The organism is Campylobacter sp. RM9331 (assembly GCF_020137685.1).
In the GTDB taxonomy this organism is placed as follows: Bacteria; Campylobacterota; Campylobacteria; order Campylobacterales; family Campylobacteraceae; genus Campylobacter_E.
Genome location: NZ_JACGBA010000004.1, coordinates 1 through 16,225, shown reverse-complemented (window position 1 = coordinate 16,225; position 16,225 = coordinate 1). Strand labels below are relative to the sequence as shown.

Annotated in this window: 22 protein-coding genes; 6 read left to right on the top strand and 16 right to left on the bottom strand. The window is 28.8% G+C overall.

Translation table 11 applies throughout. The features are described 5' to 3' along the window. Window positions 1-16: 16 nt before the first annotated feature. The 11 genes from AVBRAN9331_RS02610 to infA form a co-directional block, all read right to left on the bottom strand. Window positions 17-1,723: a M24 family metallopeptidase gene (locus AVBRAN9331_RS02610; protein ID WP_336612341.1), complete on the bottom strand. Its 1,707-nt coding sequence runs from the start codon at window positions 1,721-1,723 to the stop codon at window positions 17-19. A 9-nt stretch (window positions 1,724-1,732) separates the two neighbouring features. After that, window positions 1,733-2,209, bottom strand: a complete 477-nt coding sequence (locus tag AVBRAN9331_RS02605; RefSeq protein ID WP_214117762.1) for a cysteine permease — start codon at window positions 2,207-2,209, stop codon at window positions 1,733-1,735. A gap of 29 nt (window positions 2,210-2,238) precedes the next feature. Continuing rightward, window positions 2,239-2,589: a 50S ribosomal protein L17 gene (rplQ, locus tag AVBRAN9331_RS02600; protein ID WP_214117763.1), complete on the bottom strand. Its 351-nt coding sequence runs from the start codon at window positions 2,587-2,589 to the stop codon at window positions 2,239-2,241. A 3-nt stretch (window positions 2,590-2,592) separates the two neighbouring features. Beyond that, a complete protein-coding gene (locus tag AVBRAN9331_RS02595; RefSeq protein WP_214117764.1) occupies window positions 2,593-3,594 on the bottom strand; it encodes a DNA-directed RNA polymerase subunit alpha in 1,002 nt (333 codons plus the stop codon). Between the two features lie 13 nt (window positions 3,595-3,607). Beyond that, window positions 3,608-4,234: a 30S ribosomal protein S4 gene (gene rpsD, locus AVBRAN9331_RS02590; protein WP_214117765.1), complete on the bottom strand. Its 627-nt coding sequence runs from the start codon at window positions 4,232-4,234 to the stop codon at window positions 3,608-3,610. 29 nt (window positions 4,235-4,263) lie between these two features. Further along, window positions 4,264-4,656 (bottom strand): 30S ribosomal protein S11, encoded by a 393-nt coding sequence (gene rpsK / locus AVBRAN9331_RS02585; protein WP_214117766.1) that lies wholly within the window; start codon window positions 4,654-4,656, stop codon window positions 4,264-4,266. A gap of 9 nt (window positions 4,657-4,665) precedes the next feature. Then, on the bottom strand, window positions 4,666-5,031 hold the full coding sequence (gene rpsM / locus AVBRAN9331_RS02580) for a 30S ribosomal protein S13 (protein ID WP_214117767.1): 366 nt from the start codon (window positions 5,029-5,031) through the stop codon (window positions 4,666-4,668). Between the two features lie 3 nt (window positions 5,032-5,034). Then, complete coding sequence (gene rpmJ, locus AVBRAN9331_RS02575; protein ID WP_214117768.1) at window positions 5,035-5,148, bottom strand: 50S ribosomal protein L36; 114 nt, start codon at window positions 5,146-5,148, stop codon at window positions 5,035-5,037. A gap of 421 nt (window positions 5,149-5,569) precedes the next feature. After that, window positions 5,570-5,794 carry a hypothetical protein gene (locus AVBRAN9331_RS02570; protein ID WP_336612340.1) on the bottom strand — a complete coding sequence of 75 codons (225 nt, stop codon included), beginning with the start codon at window positions 5,792-5,794 and terminating at the stop codon, window positions 5,570-5,572. Window position 5,795: 1 nt separating this feature from the next. After that, window positions 5,796-6,617, bottom strand: coding sequence for a hypothetical protein (locus tag AVBRAN9331_RS02565; RefSeq protein ID WP_336612339.1), 822 nt, complete (start codon window positions 6,615-6,617; stop codon window positions 5,796-5,798). A gap of 91 nt (window positions 6,618-6,708) precedes the next feature. Further along, entirely contained in the window at window positions 6,709-6,927 is a 219-nt protein-coding gene (gene infA / locus AVBRAN9331_RS02560; protein WP_214117771.1) for a translation initiation factor IF-1, read from the bottom strand. Between the two features lie 117 nt (window positions 6,928-7,044). Here infA and AVBRAN9331_RS02555 point away from each other — a divergent pair, with 117 nt between their 5' ends. The 3 genes from AVBRAN9331_RS02555 to AVBRAN9331_RS02545 are packed head-to-tail and all read left to right on the top strand — an operon-like array spanning window position 7,045 to window position 8,632. Then, the gene (locus AVBRAN9331_RS02555) at window positions 7,045-8,112 is read left to right on the top strand and encodes a transglutaminase-like domain-containing protein (protein ID WP_336612338.1); all 1,068 of its coding nucleotides are present in this window, start codon (window positions 7,045-7,047) and stop codon (window positions 8,110-8,112) included. Then, a complete protein-coding gene (locus tag AVBRAN9331_RS02550; protein ID WP_214117773.1) occupies window positions 8,109-8,381 on the top strand; it encodes a hypothetical protein in 273 nt (90 codons plus the stop codon). Before AVBRAN9331_RS02555 ends, AVBRAN9331_RS02550 begins: the two co-directional genes overlap by 4 nt. Continuing rightward, window positions 8,378-8,632 carry a heavy-metal-associated domain-containing protein gene (locus tag AVBRAN9331_RS02545; protein WP_214119551.1) on the top strand — a complete coding sequence of 85 codons (255 nt, stop codon included), beginning with the start codon at window positions 8,378-8,380 and terminating at the stop codon, window positions 8,630-8,632. The genes AVBRAN9331_RS02550 and AVBRAN9331_RS02545 overlap by 4 nt, the downstream gene beginning before the upstream one ends. 37 nt (window positions 8,633-8,669) lie before the next feature. Here AVBRAN9331_RS02545 and AVBRAN9331_RS02540 read toward each other — a convergent pair whose 3' ends face one another. Genes AVBRAN9331_RS02540 through gltX form a run of 4 tightly spaced genes read right to left on the bottom strand, consistent with a single transcriptional unit; the run spans window position 8,670 to window position 12,319 of the window. Continuing rightward, the gene (locus AVBRAN9331_RS02540; RefSeq protein ID WP_214117775.1) at window positions 8,670-9,062 is read right to left on the bottom strand and encodes a rhodanese-like domain-containing protein; all 393 of its coding nucleotides are present in this window, start codon (window positions 9,060-9,062) and stop codon (window positions 8,670-8,672) included. A 2-nt stretch (window positions 9,063-9,064) separates the two neighbouring features. After that, window positions 9,065-9,688, bottom strand: coding sequence for a uracil phosphoribosyltransferase (upp, locus tag AVBRAN9331_RS02535; protein WP_214117776.1), 624 nt, complete (start codon window positions 9,686-9,688; stop codon window positions 9,065-9,067). Then, the gene (locus AVBRAN9331_RS02530) at window positions 9,675-10,922 is read right to left on the bottom strand and encodes a malic enzyme-like NAD(P)-binding protein (RefSeq protein WP_214119549.1); all 1,248 of its coding nucleotides are present in this window, start codon (window positions 10,920-10,922) and stop codon (window positions 9,675-9,677) included. The genes upp and AVBRAN9331_RS02530 overlap by 14 nt, the downstream gene beginning before the upstream one ends. Continuing rightward, complete coding sequence (gene gltX, locus AVBRAN9331_RS02525; RefSeq protein ID WP_239803736.1) at window positions 10,919-12,319, bottom strand: glutamate--tRNA ligase; 1,401 nt, start codon at window positions 12,317-12,319, stop codon at window positions 10,919-10,921. The genes AVBRAN9331_RS02530 and gltX overlap by 4 nt, the downstream gene beginning before the upstream one ends. Window positions 12,320-12,361: 42 nt before the next feature. Here gltX and AVBRAN9331_RS02520 point away from each other — a divergent pair, with 42 nt between their 5' ends. From AVBRAN9331_RS02520 to AVBRAN9331_RS02510, 3 genes are read left to right on the top strand one after another with little or no spacing between them, the layout of a single operon-like run. Further along, a complete protein-coding gene (locus tag AVBRAN9331_RS02520; protein ID WP_214117779.1) occupies window positions 12,362-12,928 on the top strand; it encodes a hypothetical protein in 567 nt (188 codons plus the stop codon). A gap of 5 nt (window positions 12,929-12,933) precedes the next feature. After that, window positions 12,934-14,658 (top strand): EAL domain-containing protein, encoded by a 1,725-nt coding sequence (locus tag AVBRAN9331_RS02515; RefSeq protein ID WP_336612337.1) that lies wholly within the window; start codon window positions 12,934-12,936, stop codon window positions 14,656-14,658. After that, the gene (locus AVBRAN9331_RS02510) at window positions 14,658-15,869 is read left to right on the top strand and encodes a Y-family DNA polymerase (RefSeq protein WP_336612336.1); all 1,212 of its coding nucleotides are present in this window, start codon (window positions 14,658-14,660) and stop codon (window positions 15,867-15,869) included. The genes AVBRAN9331_RS02515 and AVBRAN9331_RS02510 overlap by 1 nt, the downstream gene beginning before the upstream one ends. 7 nt (window positions 15,870-15,876) lie before the next feature. Here AVBRAN9331_RS02510 and AVBRAN9331_RS02505 read toward each other — a convergent pair. Continuing rightward, window positions 15,877-16,225, bottom strand: a 349-nt coding sequence (locus AVBRAN9331_RS02505; RefSeq protein WP_336612335.1) for a M48 family metallopeptidase, incomplete at its 5' end; no start/stop codon positions are given.

Here is a 16,225-nt window from a genome sequence, read left to right as displayed (position 1 = left end):
ATAATATTCCTAAAGTTTAGTTTAATGCTCTCGTTTTAAATTCTAAAAACTGCTTTAACTCATCATCTAAAAATACACTTATGGTATCAAAAACCCTTTTATGATAATCATTTAGCCAATTAATCTCATCTTGATTTAATAATTTTTTATCAATCAAATCAAGCTCAAAAGGATAAAGCGTAACTATATCAAAGCTCAAAAAATCTCCGTATTCACTGATAAAACAATGCTTACTAATTGCTAAATTCTCAAGTCTAATTCCGTATTTGTTATTATGATACAAACCTGGCTCAATTGATGTTAGCATACCCCTTTTTAATTTAGTATGTTCGCTAATATTAGCATTTAACGATAAAACTTGTGGACCTTCATGAACATTTAAAAAATATCCTACCCCATGCCCTGTGCCGTGCAAATAGTCAAATCCGTATTGCCATAATTCTTTTCTTGCAATGCTGTCTAATAAAGGCATTTTTATATTTTCGGGTGCTATGGTTTTTGATATTGCGATATGTGCTTTTAAAACCAAAGTATAATCTCTAATTTGCTCTAAACTTGCGTTTTTTATCTTAAAAACTCTCGTAATATCAGTAGTGCCGCACTCATATTGAGCCCCACTATCAAGTAATAATAAACCTGATTTATTAAGTAATTTTGAAGTTTTTGTGTTTGCTTTATAGTGAATTATTGCGGCGTTTTCATTAAATGCTGCGATAGTATCAAAAGAATTGCTGATAAAATACTCATTTTCTTGTCTAAATTGCGTTAGAACTTCATCAATTTTTAGCTCATCAACCAAGTCTAAATTAATATTTTCTAAGTAATAATTAAACTTAGTTAATGCAATAGCATCAATTATATGAGCTTGTTTTATGTGCTTTATTTCCACATCATTTTTACAAGCTTTATGTATGGTGCTAGGCAAGATTTCATTTACTAAATTTGCATTTATTAAGCTAATAATTTTTGCATTCGTATTGGCAAAATCACACAATACATTACCACTTAAACTAGATAAATCCGAATAAAACTCATCGTAATTTTTATAAATTATATTTAAATCTTTTTGAATATTTTTAAGTTTTGTTGGCTCTATATAACAAATCGCATTAGTTTGTGAAATTATCATATAGCTTAAAAATACTGGGTTAAATTCCACATCTTTACCACGATAATTTGTAAGATAAGCTATGTCGCTAAGGCTTGAGATTACGCAATAATCAATATTTTTATTTTTTAATTCATCTTGGACTTTTTTTATTTTATTAGCACTTAAATCACTTATGAATTTTTCGTTTTGCTTATAGATTGGCTCTTGTGGGAGTTGTTTATCGTAAAAATCTTTATAAAAATTATCATAATCTATTATATTAACAAGGTTTTTTAGCTTTTCATAATTATTTTGAGATATGGTTTTTAAATCAATTAAAGCCTTTTTGGTACTTAGATTGTTTTTAATATAGTCTATATAATCAGGGCTTTTGATTAATCTAATGCTATCTTTTAACTCATTTTCAGCTTGTAAAAAATATCTACCATCAGTAAATAAAATTGCATCATCAAGGCTAATTAAAAGCGAGCCCGCAGAACCGCTAAATCCACTTATAAATTCTCTAAGTTTAAAATATTCAGAAATATACTCACTCAAGTGATAATCAGCCGTTAGTATTAAAGCAAAATCAGCATTATTGATTTTTAAAATATCTCTTATTTTCGTAAGCATTTTATCTCCTTAGTAATATCCTAAACATAAAGTGTTTGTGAGTTTGATTTTTTTCTCAAAAGGCTCGGGTGCAAAATAACAACATTTTTCTATATAAATATGAGAATTTAAAGGTATTTTTAACTTTGTAAAAAAATCATTTAAATCAATAAATTTTATCCCTGCAATCTCTACTAATTTTATTACATTTAAAAGATTTGAATTATTATTTGGATTTAAATGTGATGGCGCTAGATTACTCATAGAACAAAATGCACTAGCTAATACTAATCCACTTAAATTAGAGCATTTAGGGATTAAATTCTCATACTTTTTAGCTATTGTATTTTTATCTAAAAATACAATTCTAGAATTTGGATATTGTGCGTATTTTATATTTTTCCAAAATTTATAAGCATTTTGAGAAATATCAGCTAGGGTAAAAAGTTCTTTGTTTAATATATAGTTTTCTAAAGTTTGATTATTTGGGAGTGTTATTTTATTCATAATATTTTGAGTGCCGAAGCACTCAATTATTATACTAGCTCAATATAAGCTAAAGTAGCCGCATCACCACGGCGAGTTCTTGTTTTAATAATTCTTGTATAGCCACCATTTCTTTCTTTGTAATTTGGAGCTATTTCATTTACTAATTTATTTGTGCATTCTTTGTCTTGTAAAGCTGCAAATACTGCTCTATGAGCGTTAAAATCTCCAACTCTTGCACGAGTGATTAGTTTTTCAATGTATGATCTTAATTCTTTAGCTTTTTCTAAAGTTGTTTCAATCTTACCATTTTTGATAATTGCAATGCTTAAATTCTTTAGTAAAGCTGCACGATGAGTGCTAGTACGACCTAGCTTTCTATATCCATGTCCGTGTCTCATTTATTATCCTTTAATTTCTTTTATTTTTTCAATAAGTTTATCTTTATAAGCATCTACAGAATTTGAACCTATCGGATAGCCTATTTCTTTCATAGCAGTAGTAATTTCATCCACTGATTTTTTACCAACATTTTTTAAATTATTTACATCGCTTTCACTCATTAAAGCTAATTCGCCTATAAATTCAATGCCAGCTTTTTCTAAACCATTATTACTTCTTACGCTTAAACCAAGTTCCTTAACGCTTTTTAATAAAGGAGATAAATCAATTTCTTCAGTTGTTTCTTCCCCTATTAATCTAGGACTTGTAGTTGCAATTTTATTAAATACCATCATTTGTTGATACATAGCATCTAAAGCATTTTTAAACGCATCTTCAGGTGTAATTTGACCATCAGTTGTTATTTCAAATACAATTTTTTCATAATCAGGATTATCTTCGTGTAATACCTTTTCTATTGAATAATTTGCATTTCTAACTGGTGTAAAAAACGCATCAAGAGCTATAAAACTACTATCAGTTTTTTCTCTTAAATCTTCGCTTGCTACATAGCCAATACCTTTTTCAATAATTAATGTGAAGTCTAATTCAGTGTCTTCATTTATAGTAGCAATGTAGTTATCAGGATTTACAACTTCAATTACATTATTAGCTAAATCACTACCTTTAATTTCTCTTGGCCCTTTAAAGCTAAAGCTTACTTCTTCTCTTTTACTATCTTCGTTTTTAATTTTAAAACGCATATTTTTAATATTAATAATAAATAAAGAAATATCTTCTACCATACCTCTTTTGCTATCAAATTCATGGCTTACTCCATCAATTTTAATAGCAGTTGCTGCATAGCCAATTGCACTAAGGCGTAAAAGCCTGTGCAGTGGATGTGCTAATGTAATGCCAAAACCAATTTCAAAAGGCCAAGCACTAATGCGTGCTTTATTTTCGCCGATATTTTCAATAGTAAAATCATTTGGCATATGAGCTGTTGTAACTACTTTTCTCATTTGCTACTCCTTATTACTTAGAGTATAGCTCTACTATGAATCTTTCCTCAACAGGAATGACAACTTCTTCTCTCTCAGGTTTTCTTGTGAAAATTCCATATTTTTTATCTTTTTCAACATCAACCCACTCAACAATACCTGTTTGATTTGTAAGCTCAACTGCTCTTACTATTTGAGGATTGTTTTTGCTTTTTTCTACAACTTCAATTTTAGCGCCTGGTAATACTCTATAACTTGGAACATCTACTCTTTTACCATTTACTAAAATATGTCCGTGAGTTACAAGTTGTCTTGCAAAACGGCGAGTTGTAGCAAAACCCATTCTATAAACAACATTATCAAGTCTTTGTTCTAAGAATTGAATTAAAATAGAACCTGTATTTCCATCTTTTCTAGCAGCTTCTTGGAATAATTTTCTAAATTGCTTTTCGCTTACACCATACATAAATTTAGCTTTTTGCTTTTCTCTTAATTGTAAGCCGTATTCGCTAATTTTACCTCTTCTTTGACCATGCTGACCTGGTGCATAAGGTCTTTTATCTAAAGCACTCTTACCAGCTAGTCTTCTTTCACCCTTCATTGCAAGGCTAACGCCTAATCTTCTTTCAATTTTCTCTACTGGTCCAGTATATCTTGCCATACTATTTCTCCTATATTCCTATACTTATATTATACACGACGGCGTTTTGGTGGTCTGCAACCATTATGTGCTAATGGTGTAATATCTTTTAAGAAAGTAACTTTAATACCTTCAACTGCACCAACACTCTTAACAGCAGTTTCTCTACCGCTACCAGGACCTTGAACACGAATACCAACTTCTTTAATTCCGTGTTCTTTAGCTTTATTTAAAGCATCTTCAACCGCTTGTTGAGCAGCAAATGGAGTTGATTTTTTAGACCCTTTAAATCCTAAACCACCTGCACTACTCCATGCAATTGCATTTCCCATTTCATCTGTAACTGTTACCATTGTATTGTTAAAAGTTGCACTAATATATACTACACCTTTAGCAATATTCTTTTTAACTACTTTTTTCTTAACTACTTTTCTCTTAGCCATTATCTATCCTTACGCTTTTGCACCAACGGTTTTTCTCTTACCTTTGCGAGTTCTAGCATTTGTTTTAGTTTTTTGACCACGCACTGGTAAACCTTTTCTATGTCTTAAACCACGATATGAACCTAAATCCATTAAAGCTTTAATGTCCATAGCAACTTGTTTTCTTAAATCACCCTCAACTAAATAATGTTCTTGGATTTCTTTACGAATATTTGCTGCTTCATCTTCGCTTAATTCATATACACGCTTGTTTGGATCTATTCCAACTGCTGCTAAAATTTTGCGTGAAGTAAATAAACCTATACCATAGATATAAGTTAAGCCATATTCAATTCTTTTTTTCTTTGGTAAATCAACACCTGCAATACGAGCCATACCTTATCCTTGTCTTTGTTTGTGTTTTGGATTTTCGCAAATAATACGAACAACGCCTTTTCTCATAACGACTTTACATTTGTCGCACATTTTCTTAACAGATGGTCTTACTTTCATCTTGTCTCCTAAAAAATAATTTGCTTTCCACTTTTTTACAATCTGCATTTTTAGGTATCACGAATTACCAACTAATATTTAAATGGTGGAAAATTCACTCAAATATTACTTCTTCACACAGATAAATTGCAAAAGTACTAATACTATCAAAACAAAATTAATATAGGTTTAAATATTAAATTTATTTGTCTTTGATAATTCTAAAAATTTCTTAGCAATCTAATCTCAAACTATTATTTAAGAATTAATTTATAGATTTTACTTTTTTAATTCATAAAGTTTTAGATAACTTTTAAAGTATGTGAAATATCCCAATATAAATGAAGTTTAAAAATCCTAGATAAAAATAAAATAGAGCATATAATAAAAATTATTTAGCACCATTTAAAGTGCTAAATTATTTAAAAAATTGTAGTTTTAACTAAAAGAAAAAATAGCCAATAGCATATAAAACTGGATATAATATAAACGATCCAATAGTCATGTTTATCGCCATTTTAAAGCAACTTACTGGTCTAGCCATGTTTATTAATACATTTTTATCGGTTACATTTGCATTGTTTTCAAAAATCATCTTATGAAACGCTACACAAAACTCACCTTCTTTAAATTCTGAAACATTATTTATAACTTCTAAACTATTCATTTTAATCTCCTATGTGTTTAATTCTTGCGTATGGAATAGAATTATAAACAACTGCTAATTCACTACCATAATTACTTGCAATGTTTTTGAAATTTTCTTCATATTCTGCTAAAGCATTTTTATAAGTATCTCTTGTTTTGTCTGCTGATTTGCACCAAAATAAAAAAATCAGCCACACAGGAATACTTATAAATTTCACAAATGATAAAAACCCAACTACGAATGATAAAAAAGTAGCAAGTCCTGCCCCTCCTAAGGTTTTATTAACCAATTCATCTTGTTTTTTTATAACTTCTTCTAACTCGCAATTAATATCATAAACCGGATAAGCCGCATAAACACACTTTAAAATTATTTCATCCTTTTTTGATAGCTCATCTAAATCTATGCTCTCACCATTAGGGTTTGGCTTACCGATAATCGCAAGGGTGCCTTTTATATTAAAGCAATTATTTATTTTAGTTTCTGAATTAATTATAGTTTCTGCATTGATTTTAGAATTAGTATTATAAGAACCAAACCAACCTTTACTAATTTTACCATCTACACTACCTTCTGTGCGTGCAGTCCCAAAAGTTTCCGTGCTTTCAACATAATTGTCTCTTACTATGTTTAAAACACAGTTATAGCCTAAATAACTAGCCACATCTTTAAGTGATTGTTCTGCATCTTTGTAACTCACACCAGAAGTAACCGTAATTTCAAGTTCGCTTATATGAATTAAGCTATATTGCGTTACGGCACCAACATCTACTAATAAAACTCCATTAAACAAATCATATTTGTTTTCATTTTGATTTTCATTTGTTGTTAAATCACTCATTTTATCTCCTTTAGAGTGATTATACCCCCCCCCAAGATAAATGAATGGTAAAAAAATAATTTAGAAGTTTAGCACCATAAAAAGTGCTAAATTATTTGTGTCTATAAGTAATGCGTCCTTTATCAAGACTATAAGGAGTTAGCTCAACTCTTACTCTATCTCCTGGCATAATTTTAATATAGTGCATTCTCATTTTACCCGCAATGTGGCATAAAATTACGTGTTTGTTATCAAGCTCAACTTTAAAAGTTGCATTTGGTAAAGCTTCAATAACTTCGCCGTCAATTTCTATTACATCATCTTTAGCCATAATTTTCCTTTGTAAAAATGTAAAGGTCAATAATAACATAAAAACTATTAAAAAACTAAATTTATTATTAAATAAAATAATTTAAAATAAAAGTTTATTTCACACAAGGATAAAGTTATGAAAAGAAGAACATTTTTAACTTTATCGTCTGCAGTTGCAGCAAACACTTTACTAAGTGCGAATGAAACACCTTTAGTAAATAATACTCAAGCAACAAAAGACGATAGTAAAGAATACATTGTAAGCTTAAAACATAATTTAAGCGAATTAGGCGAAGTTAGCAAAATATGGCTTCCATTACCAAAATCACGCTCATATCAATACCTTACAAGTGATATTGTAAATAGTGGAAATTACAATGAAATTTATTTAAGTGATTTTGAAACTAATAGTTTATATGCAAGTTTTTCTAATGTAAAAGCTGAATTAATAACACAATTTAGCATTAAAACTCACGATAGAATTACTGATTTTTCTAAAGTTAATTTTAATGAAAACGAGAAATTAGACGAAAGTATCGCACAATATTTAAAACCAAGCGAACATATTTTTACTAGTGGAATAGTAAAAGAATATGCACTAAAAATTACAAAAGGTATAAAAGGCGATTTAGAAAAAGCAAAAGCTATTTATGATTGGGTAGCACTTAATTTTACTCGTGATGAGAGTGTAATTGGGTGTGGAATTGGTGATGCTAAGGCTATTTTAGAAAGTAAAAAACTTTATGGCAAATGCACTGATATTAGCTCTGTTTTTGTAGCACTTTTAAGAAGTATTAATATTCCTGCTAGAGAGTGCTTTGGAATTCGTTTAGGTGCGAGTAGATTTTATGCTGCAATGGGTAGTAAAGAAAATATAACAAAAGCTCAACATTGTAGGGCGGAGTTTTATCTAAAAGGCTATGGGTGGATTCCTTGCGATCCTGCTGATATAGCTAAAGTTAAATTATCTTTAAACCTAGATAATAATGATAGTGGTATACAAAAATTAAGAGAATTTCAATTCGGAAATTGGGAAATGTGTTGGTGCGAGTTTAATACTAAAAGAGATTTCGTGTTAATTCCACGCCCAGCTCAAGCACCGCTTAATAATTTTGGCTATGTATATGCTGAAGTTGATTCAAATACTATTGATTATTATTCACCTAATGAATTTGTATATGAATACACTTCAAAACAAATATGAAAAAATATTTAATATCAATGTTTATCTTAGCTATTAGCTCTAGCCTTTGTTGTGTTGGAGCTATTAGCTTTTTGATATTTGGAGTAAGCCTTGTTAATTTTGATTTTTTAGCACCTTTTAGAGTATATTTGGGGATTGCAACCTGCATTTTATATTGCATATTTGTCTATAAAAAACTAAATCAAAAAAATAAAATCAGATTATTTTTAATAGGACTTGCATTATTATTTATCGTATTTTATCCTGAAATTATAGGAGCAATGATTTGAAAAAAATATTATTGTTAAGCTTATTTTTAAGTGTTTTAAATGCTTATGAATACACTTTAGAAATTCCTAAAATACATTGCCCATTATGCACGGCAATTGTTAGAAAGGCACTACTAAAAATTGATGGAGTAAATAAAGTAAATGTTAGTTTAGAAAATAAAACAGCGATAATTAAAAGCGATAAAGAACTTAACGAAAGCATAATAAATCAAGCACTTTTTAATACAGGCTATCAAGGAATACTTAAATAAATCCTATTTTAAAAAGAATTTAAAATAGGATTAAAAATTAATTTTGATATGGAACTAATTTAATATCTGTCTTTAATAATTCGTTCATTCCACCATCAAGATTTATTATATTAGTAAAGCCGTTTTGCTCAAGCATTTTAGTTACCATTGCACTTCTTTTACCACTTCTACACATAATTGCTATTTTGCTATCTTTTGAATAATTTTTACTAATTTCATTCAAAAAATCAGGATTAATACTTCCATTTTCGTTTAGAAATGTTATCAATTTTGCTTTATTTACAACACCTGTTGCAGCGTATTCACTAGGCATTCTAACATCAATTACAGCATAATCACTATTAGTAAAATCAAATTCCTTGATATTTTGTGTGATTACCTCAGCATTTAAACAAACAAATAAACTTAAACCCAATAATATTTTTTTCATTTTTAAGCCTTTAAAGTATTAAATATCCTATCTCCAGCATCTCCAAGACCTGGGATAATATAACCTTTTTCATTCAATCCTTTATCCAAACAAGCAGTAATTAATGCTACATCAGGATGAGCTTTTTTCATTCTATCTCTTGCCTCAGGAGTTGCAATGATACTTGCAAAAATTATTTTTTTGACACCAATTGATTTTAATCTATCAACAGCTGCAATAGCACTTCCGCCAGTTGCAAACATAGGGTCAATTATAATTGCAGTTTTATTTTGCATATCTTGTGGGTATTTTTCAAAGAAAAATTCAGGTTCAAGCGTTTCTTCATTGCGTTGAATACCTAAAAATCCCACACTAGCTTTACCTAATAAATCAAGTGCAATATCACTCATACCAAGTGCAGCTCTTAAAATAGGCACTATTACAATATCATCGCTAATAACTTCGCACTCACAAGGCATAAGTGGAGTTTGAATATTAACTTTTTCTGTGCTTAAAAATTCACAAGCTTCATAAATAACAAATCCACTAAGCTTTTTTATATGCTCACGAAAATCCCTACAAGATGTATTCTTATCTCTAATTTTCGCTAGATAAGTTGAAACTAGTGTATTTTTAATTACTTTCATTCAATAACCTTTCAAAATATGCTTTATCATCAAAATTTTTAACTAAAGCTATGCCTTCATCAACAGCAGCCTTAGCAACTGCGGTACTAACATAAGCTTTTACCCTATCATCAAATGGTTTTGGAATTATTAAATCTTTTCCATATTTTAAGTCTTTACCATATAATTTTTTAGTTTTTTCGCTAACTTCAAGGCGTCCTAATTCGCTTAATGCCTTAACAGCTGCTATTTTCATACCCATAGAAATCTTTCTAGCTCTAACATCTAAAGCCCCACGGAAGATATACGGAAAGCCTAAAACATTGTTGATTTGATTGTCATAATCGCTTCTTCCTGTTGCAATAATTACATCAGGGCGAACTTTTTTCGCAAGTTCAGGTAAAATCTCTGGATCAGGATTAGCTAAAGCAAATACTATTGGATTTTCTGCCATAGTTTTTAACATTTCTTCGCTTAAAGCTCCAGCTTTGCTAAGCCCTAAGAAAACATCAGCTCCTTTTAAAACATCAGCTAAAGTATCCTCATCACATTCTCTTACAAATTCTAATTTATGCTCATTTAAATCTGTTCTTTTAGTATTGCAAACACCTTTAGAGTCTACTAAATAAATCTTTTTAACCCCTAAAGTCTTATATATCTTAGCACTTGCAATCCCTGCTGCTCCTGCTCCACAAACAACTACTTTTAAATCTTCTAATTTTTTGCCAATTATTTCGCAAGCATTAATTAACCCCGCCGCACTAATAATAGCTGTTCCGTGTTGGTCATCATGCATTACAGGAATACCTAAGTCTTGAAGTCTTGCTTCAATCTCAAAACATTTTGGAGCTGCTATATCTTCAAGGTTAATACCGCCAAAACTAGGAGCAATAGCTTTTACTGCTGCTATTATTTCTTCGGTATCTTGAGTGCTTAATTCAATATCATAAGAATCAACATTTGCAAATTTTTTAAATAAGCAAGCCTTACCTTCCATAACAGGTTTTCCTGCAATTCCACCGATATTGCCAAGACCTAAAACAGCTGAACCATCGCTAATAACTGCTACTAAATTACCTTTACTTGTGTATTTATAAGCTAAATCACTATCACGAGCAATCTCTTCACAAGGATATGCAACTCCAGGAGAATATGCTAAACTTAAACTCTCATATTCTTTCATAGGCGTTTTAATAAAAGTGCCTAATTTACCGCCTAAATGATACTCTAATGCTCTTTCTTTTAAATTATTCATAAAATCTCCTTTAAAAAATTATTAAATCTTTTTTTAATCTCATCATTGCCTAAAAACTCCATAATAGCATAAATACTAGGACTAATTGTTGTTCCTGTTAGGCTTAATCTAATTAATTGCGCTATGTCTTTTAGCTTAGCATTATTGCTATCTAAAAATTGTTTAACGGCTAATTCAAATTCTGCTTCAGTATTTGCACCTTTAAAATCATTTACAAACTTAGAAAATAAAGCTTTACTATTATCATTTACAAACTTAGCAACTCCACTTTCTTCATAAGAATTTGGCTCGTTTATAATAATTTTTGCACTATTTATCAAATCTATTAAAGTCTTAGCTCTTTCTCTTAACATTGTTAATAAGAATGAATAATTCTTAACACTTGAAAAATCAAATCCTAAATCTTTACAAGCATTTACTAATCTTTCATCGCTAACGCTTTTTATATAATGAGCATTAATCCATTCTAATTTTTGTGCGTTATATGTACTTGCACCTTTGCTAACATTATCAAATGTAAAGCATTCTTTCATTTCTTGCATTGAAAATATTTCTTGGTCTTTGTTTGAAAATCCTAATCTTAATAAGAAATTAAGTAAAGCTTCAGGCAAGTATCCTAAAGCCTTATATTCCATAACATCGGTTGCTCCGTGTCTTTTGCTAAGTTTTTTGCCATCTTCTCCATTTATCATAGCTAAATGATAAAAATTAGGAACCTTAAAGCCTAAAGCTTCATAAATTATTATTTGTTTTGGAGTATTTGAAAGATGGTCATCTCCACGAACAACATCAGTTACGCCCATTAAAGCATCATCAACAACCACTACGAAATTATAAGTAGGAGTGCCATCAGCACGAGCTATTACAAAATCATCTAAAATATCAGCAGCGTTAAATCTAATTTCGCCCTTTACTCCATCATTTACTATTATTTCTCCATCAAGCGGTGCTTTAATCCTTACAACAGGCTTAATTCCTTCTGGTGGAGTGCCTTTAAAATCTCTGTATCTTCCATCATATTTAGGGCGTTCTTTTCTAGCTTCTTGCTCTGCTCTTAATGAGTTTAACTCATCTTCGCTCATATAACAATAATAAGCATTGCCACTATCAAGTAATTTTTGAATATATTCTTTATAAATATCTAATCTTTTACTTTGGTAAGTAATTTCCCCATCTACTTCTAAATCAACCCATTTAAAAGCTTCTAAAATAGCTTTGGTTGCTTCTTCGCTATTTCTTGCCATATCTGTATCTTCAATACGAAGAATAAATTTACCATTATTTCTTTTAGCGTAAAGATAAGAAAAAAGTGCTGTTCTTAATCCACCAATATGTAAAAACCCTGTCGGAGAGGGTGCAAATCTTGTAACTATCATTATTATTAGCCTTTTGTGAATTTTTTATAGTTATAATCATTTAAAATCACTTAAAGGTAAATAATGAGAAAAATTTTGCTTGCACTTGTATTTGGTGCATTTATGAACGCAAGTCCTATAACTTCAATCATAGCTAGTGTTAATAACGAGCCTATTACAAATATTGATATTATAGAAATTTCACAATATATGAATATAAGCCAAAACGACGCATTAAGATTGCTAATTCAAAATAAAATATGCACATCTTTAGCTAAAAAATTCAAATTAGCTGCAAATGAACTAGAAATCAATCAAGAATTATCAAAAATAGCTGCTGCTAATAATATTAGCTTATCTACTTTCATAGAACATAACCAAGATAAAATCAAAATGCTAACAGAAAATATAAAAGATGAAATTCTAAAAAAGAAATTATTTGATTTAATCGCTCAAAATTATATGAAAGATGTAAGCGATGATGAAGTAATTAGATTTTATAATTTAAATAAAGATAAAATGAATGGGGCAAGTTATGAAGTAGCAAAAGAACAAATTAAAAGCTATTTAATGAATAAAAATGCTCAAGAATCAGTTCGTAATTATATGGAAAAAGAAGAAGCAAAGGCATCAATTAAAATGTTTAGGTGAGTACTATGAAAACAAAATCAATTCTATCTAACTCGTTTAAGAATTTTATTATTACAACTTTTTTACTAATTGAAATTGCTGGTGGAATTTTTGGAACTTATAGATATATTAGCGAGGCAAAAAGAATTGAAGAGCATCATAGAATTCACAATATAGGAAATGATAGCTTGGTAATTAGGCTACAACAAAATAAAGACCATACTATTTTTCAATTTTTAGTATTTTCTTTCGCTGTATTAGTAGCCGCAGTTATTAGTAATGCAATTTATATAAAAAGATTAAAAAGAGTAAAATCAAATTTTAATGATTTTGCAGAACTTCTCGCAAATTCAGTAAAAAAACATAAGCCTTTAATGCTAAACGATACGCTAAATTACAGCGAATTTCAAAAAATAGCAAATTCTTTAAACGAAGTCTTAAATGATATATACTATCAAGAAAACTATAATTCTTTAACCAAATTACCTAAAAAACAAAAATTCTTATTAGACATACAAGAACTCTATGAAAAAAGCGATTGTCCTATAATAGTTAGCTATATATATCTTAAAGACTATCAAAATCTATTAAAAAGTAGAAGTTTTGATTTAGCTGATAAAATAATATTAGAATTAGCAAGTAGATTTTCAAGTTTTTCTACAACTATTTTAAATTCTAAAATAGCCAAAATAAGTGGCAATGGAGATTTTTTATTAGCATTTCCTTGTATTGATGAAATACAAACAACTTTTAATAATATGGCTATTAAGTTGCACGAATGCTTTAGTGAAAGTATTAATTTTGGAAGTGATGGAATTTATGAACAAAGTATAGGGGTTGGCTTTAGTGTATTAACAAATGAAAATTACAATCAAATAATAAACGATACTTACAAAGCAGCCTTACTTTCAAGCGTTCAAAAAGATACATTGTATTGCGATTATTCTGATGAAGTTAAAACACAAATAGATAATGAAGCAAAATTAGAAAATGATTTAAAAAGGGCTTTAGAAAAAGGTGAGCTTGATGTATATTATCAAGCAAAAATCGGAGCAAATGATAATTTAGTAAAAGGCGCAGAAGCATTAATTCGCTGGAAACGAAATGATAAATTTGAAAATACAGAAAAATTTATAAGAATTGCAGAAAAAACTGATTTAATAATAAAACTTGAAAAATTTGTAATTGCAAAAGTATTTCAAGAAATACAAGTTTTAAAAAATAAGGGAATAAATATTCCAATAAGTATTAATATATCAGCAAAACACTTGCACAATAAAGATATGATAAATTATTTGCTAGCAAATGTTAAAAAATACGATATAAATCCAAATTTAATAGATATAGAAATAACAGAAAGATATAGACTTAATAGCAGTAGTGAAACTATATTAGAAAAATTAAAAGCTATTGGATTTTTAATAAGTATTGATGATTTTGGGAAAGATTATAGTTCTCTTTCTTATATAAATCATTTACCTATTGATACAATTAAAATTGATAAAAGCTTTATAGATGGATTAAATAGTAAAGATTGTGATTTAATTAATGAAAACTCAAAAGCAATTATAATTGGTATTATAAAAATAGCAAAAACTATGAATAAAAGAGTAGTAGCAGAAGGTGTTGAAACACTAGAGCAAGTAAATATTTTAAAACAATTAGGTTGTGATGAATTACAAGGATTTTATTATCATAAAGGTGCTACACCTATTAATGAATTTATAAATATTTATAAAAACAAATTCTAATGAAACTTCATATAGATTTTGATAGCTATTTTGTAAATGCACAACGACTATTAAATAAAGAACTCTGCAATACACCTTGCGTGATTTATGCTGGAAGCGATGAAGATTTTTTCAATCAAGATGCAAAATATATAGATAATAAAATCGCCTTTATGAGCTCAATTGAAGTTGCAAGAAGTGAAAATAAAGTAATTGATTATAGGCATTTTACTGCAATTGCCGTATCTTATGAAGCTAAAAAATATGGCGTAAAAGTAGGAGATAAATTAAATATAGCTTATCAAAAATGTCCGAATTTAAAAATAGCTAGAAGTAATATTAGATTTTATAAAGAACTAAGCTTTAAAGTAAGGCAATTTTTAGAAAGCAAAATACCCGTGATTGAACAATTTAGCATAGATGAGTTTTTTGGAGATTTAGAAGGGTTTAAAAAAGACACAGAAGTGCTAGATTATGCAAAATATCTTCAAAAAGAACTATTAGATAAATTTGGCTTACCAGCTAGTATAGGCATTAATAATAGCAAATGGGGAGCTAAATTTTTAACCGATTTAGCAAAACCTTTTGGCATTAGAATGGAATATGATTTAAGTAATGCCATTAAAGGAATAGATATAAAAAATTTCGCAGGCATAGGAAGAGAAATACAAAAATATTTAAGAGCTTATGGGGTAAATACTTTAGATGAATTATTGCAAAAAGAATATTTGCTAGATAAATATGGTAAAAATGGCAAAAAAATCATAGCAAGAATTAAAGGCGTTGATAATGAAAAAGTAGAAGAAACAAAAGATATTAAAAGCCACGCAATATCAAAAAGCTTTAAGCCAATTAATGATTATGATGAGTTAAGGCGAAGGGTTAAAATACTTGCTAGATATTTATGTGTTTGGATTTCAAAGCACAAATATCATCCTAAAAAAATAGAAATAAGTATTAAATACGGCAATAAATTAGAGCATATTGGAATTGAAATCATGCAACCATTTGATGAAAAAAATCTAATTGATAATGCCGTAAAAGGATTTGAAATTCTTATGAAAAATACTAAAAATGTAAGTGTTTATTATATAGGAATTGCTGCTAATAATCTTGATAAAACATATTGTGAAAATATTTTTCAAAACACCACAAAAAATCAAAAATTAAACGAAACCCTAAGTGCTATAAGAGATAAATTTGGCATTAGCTGTATAAAATATGGGGGATAAATATAAATTATTTATCTTTTAATAAATTAATTCTTGCTTTATAATCAGGCATAAATCCTAAAAGCGTGGTATAAAAAGCCTTTGAGTGATTAGCGTGATAAAGGTGTGTTAATTCGTGCATAATTACCGCTTCTATTGCTAATATATCTTTTTTAATTAATTCGGTATTTAGATTTATATAAGATTTTTTCGTATTGCAAGAACCCCAACGAGTTTTCATTTTGCGAACTTTTAAAGCTTTTATATCTTTACCAACAATCACACAAAATCTTTTTAAAATTTCGCTAAAGATTTCTTTTGATTGAATTTTATAAAAATCATTAAGTAATTTTTCTTTATTTTCATCATTTTCAAGA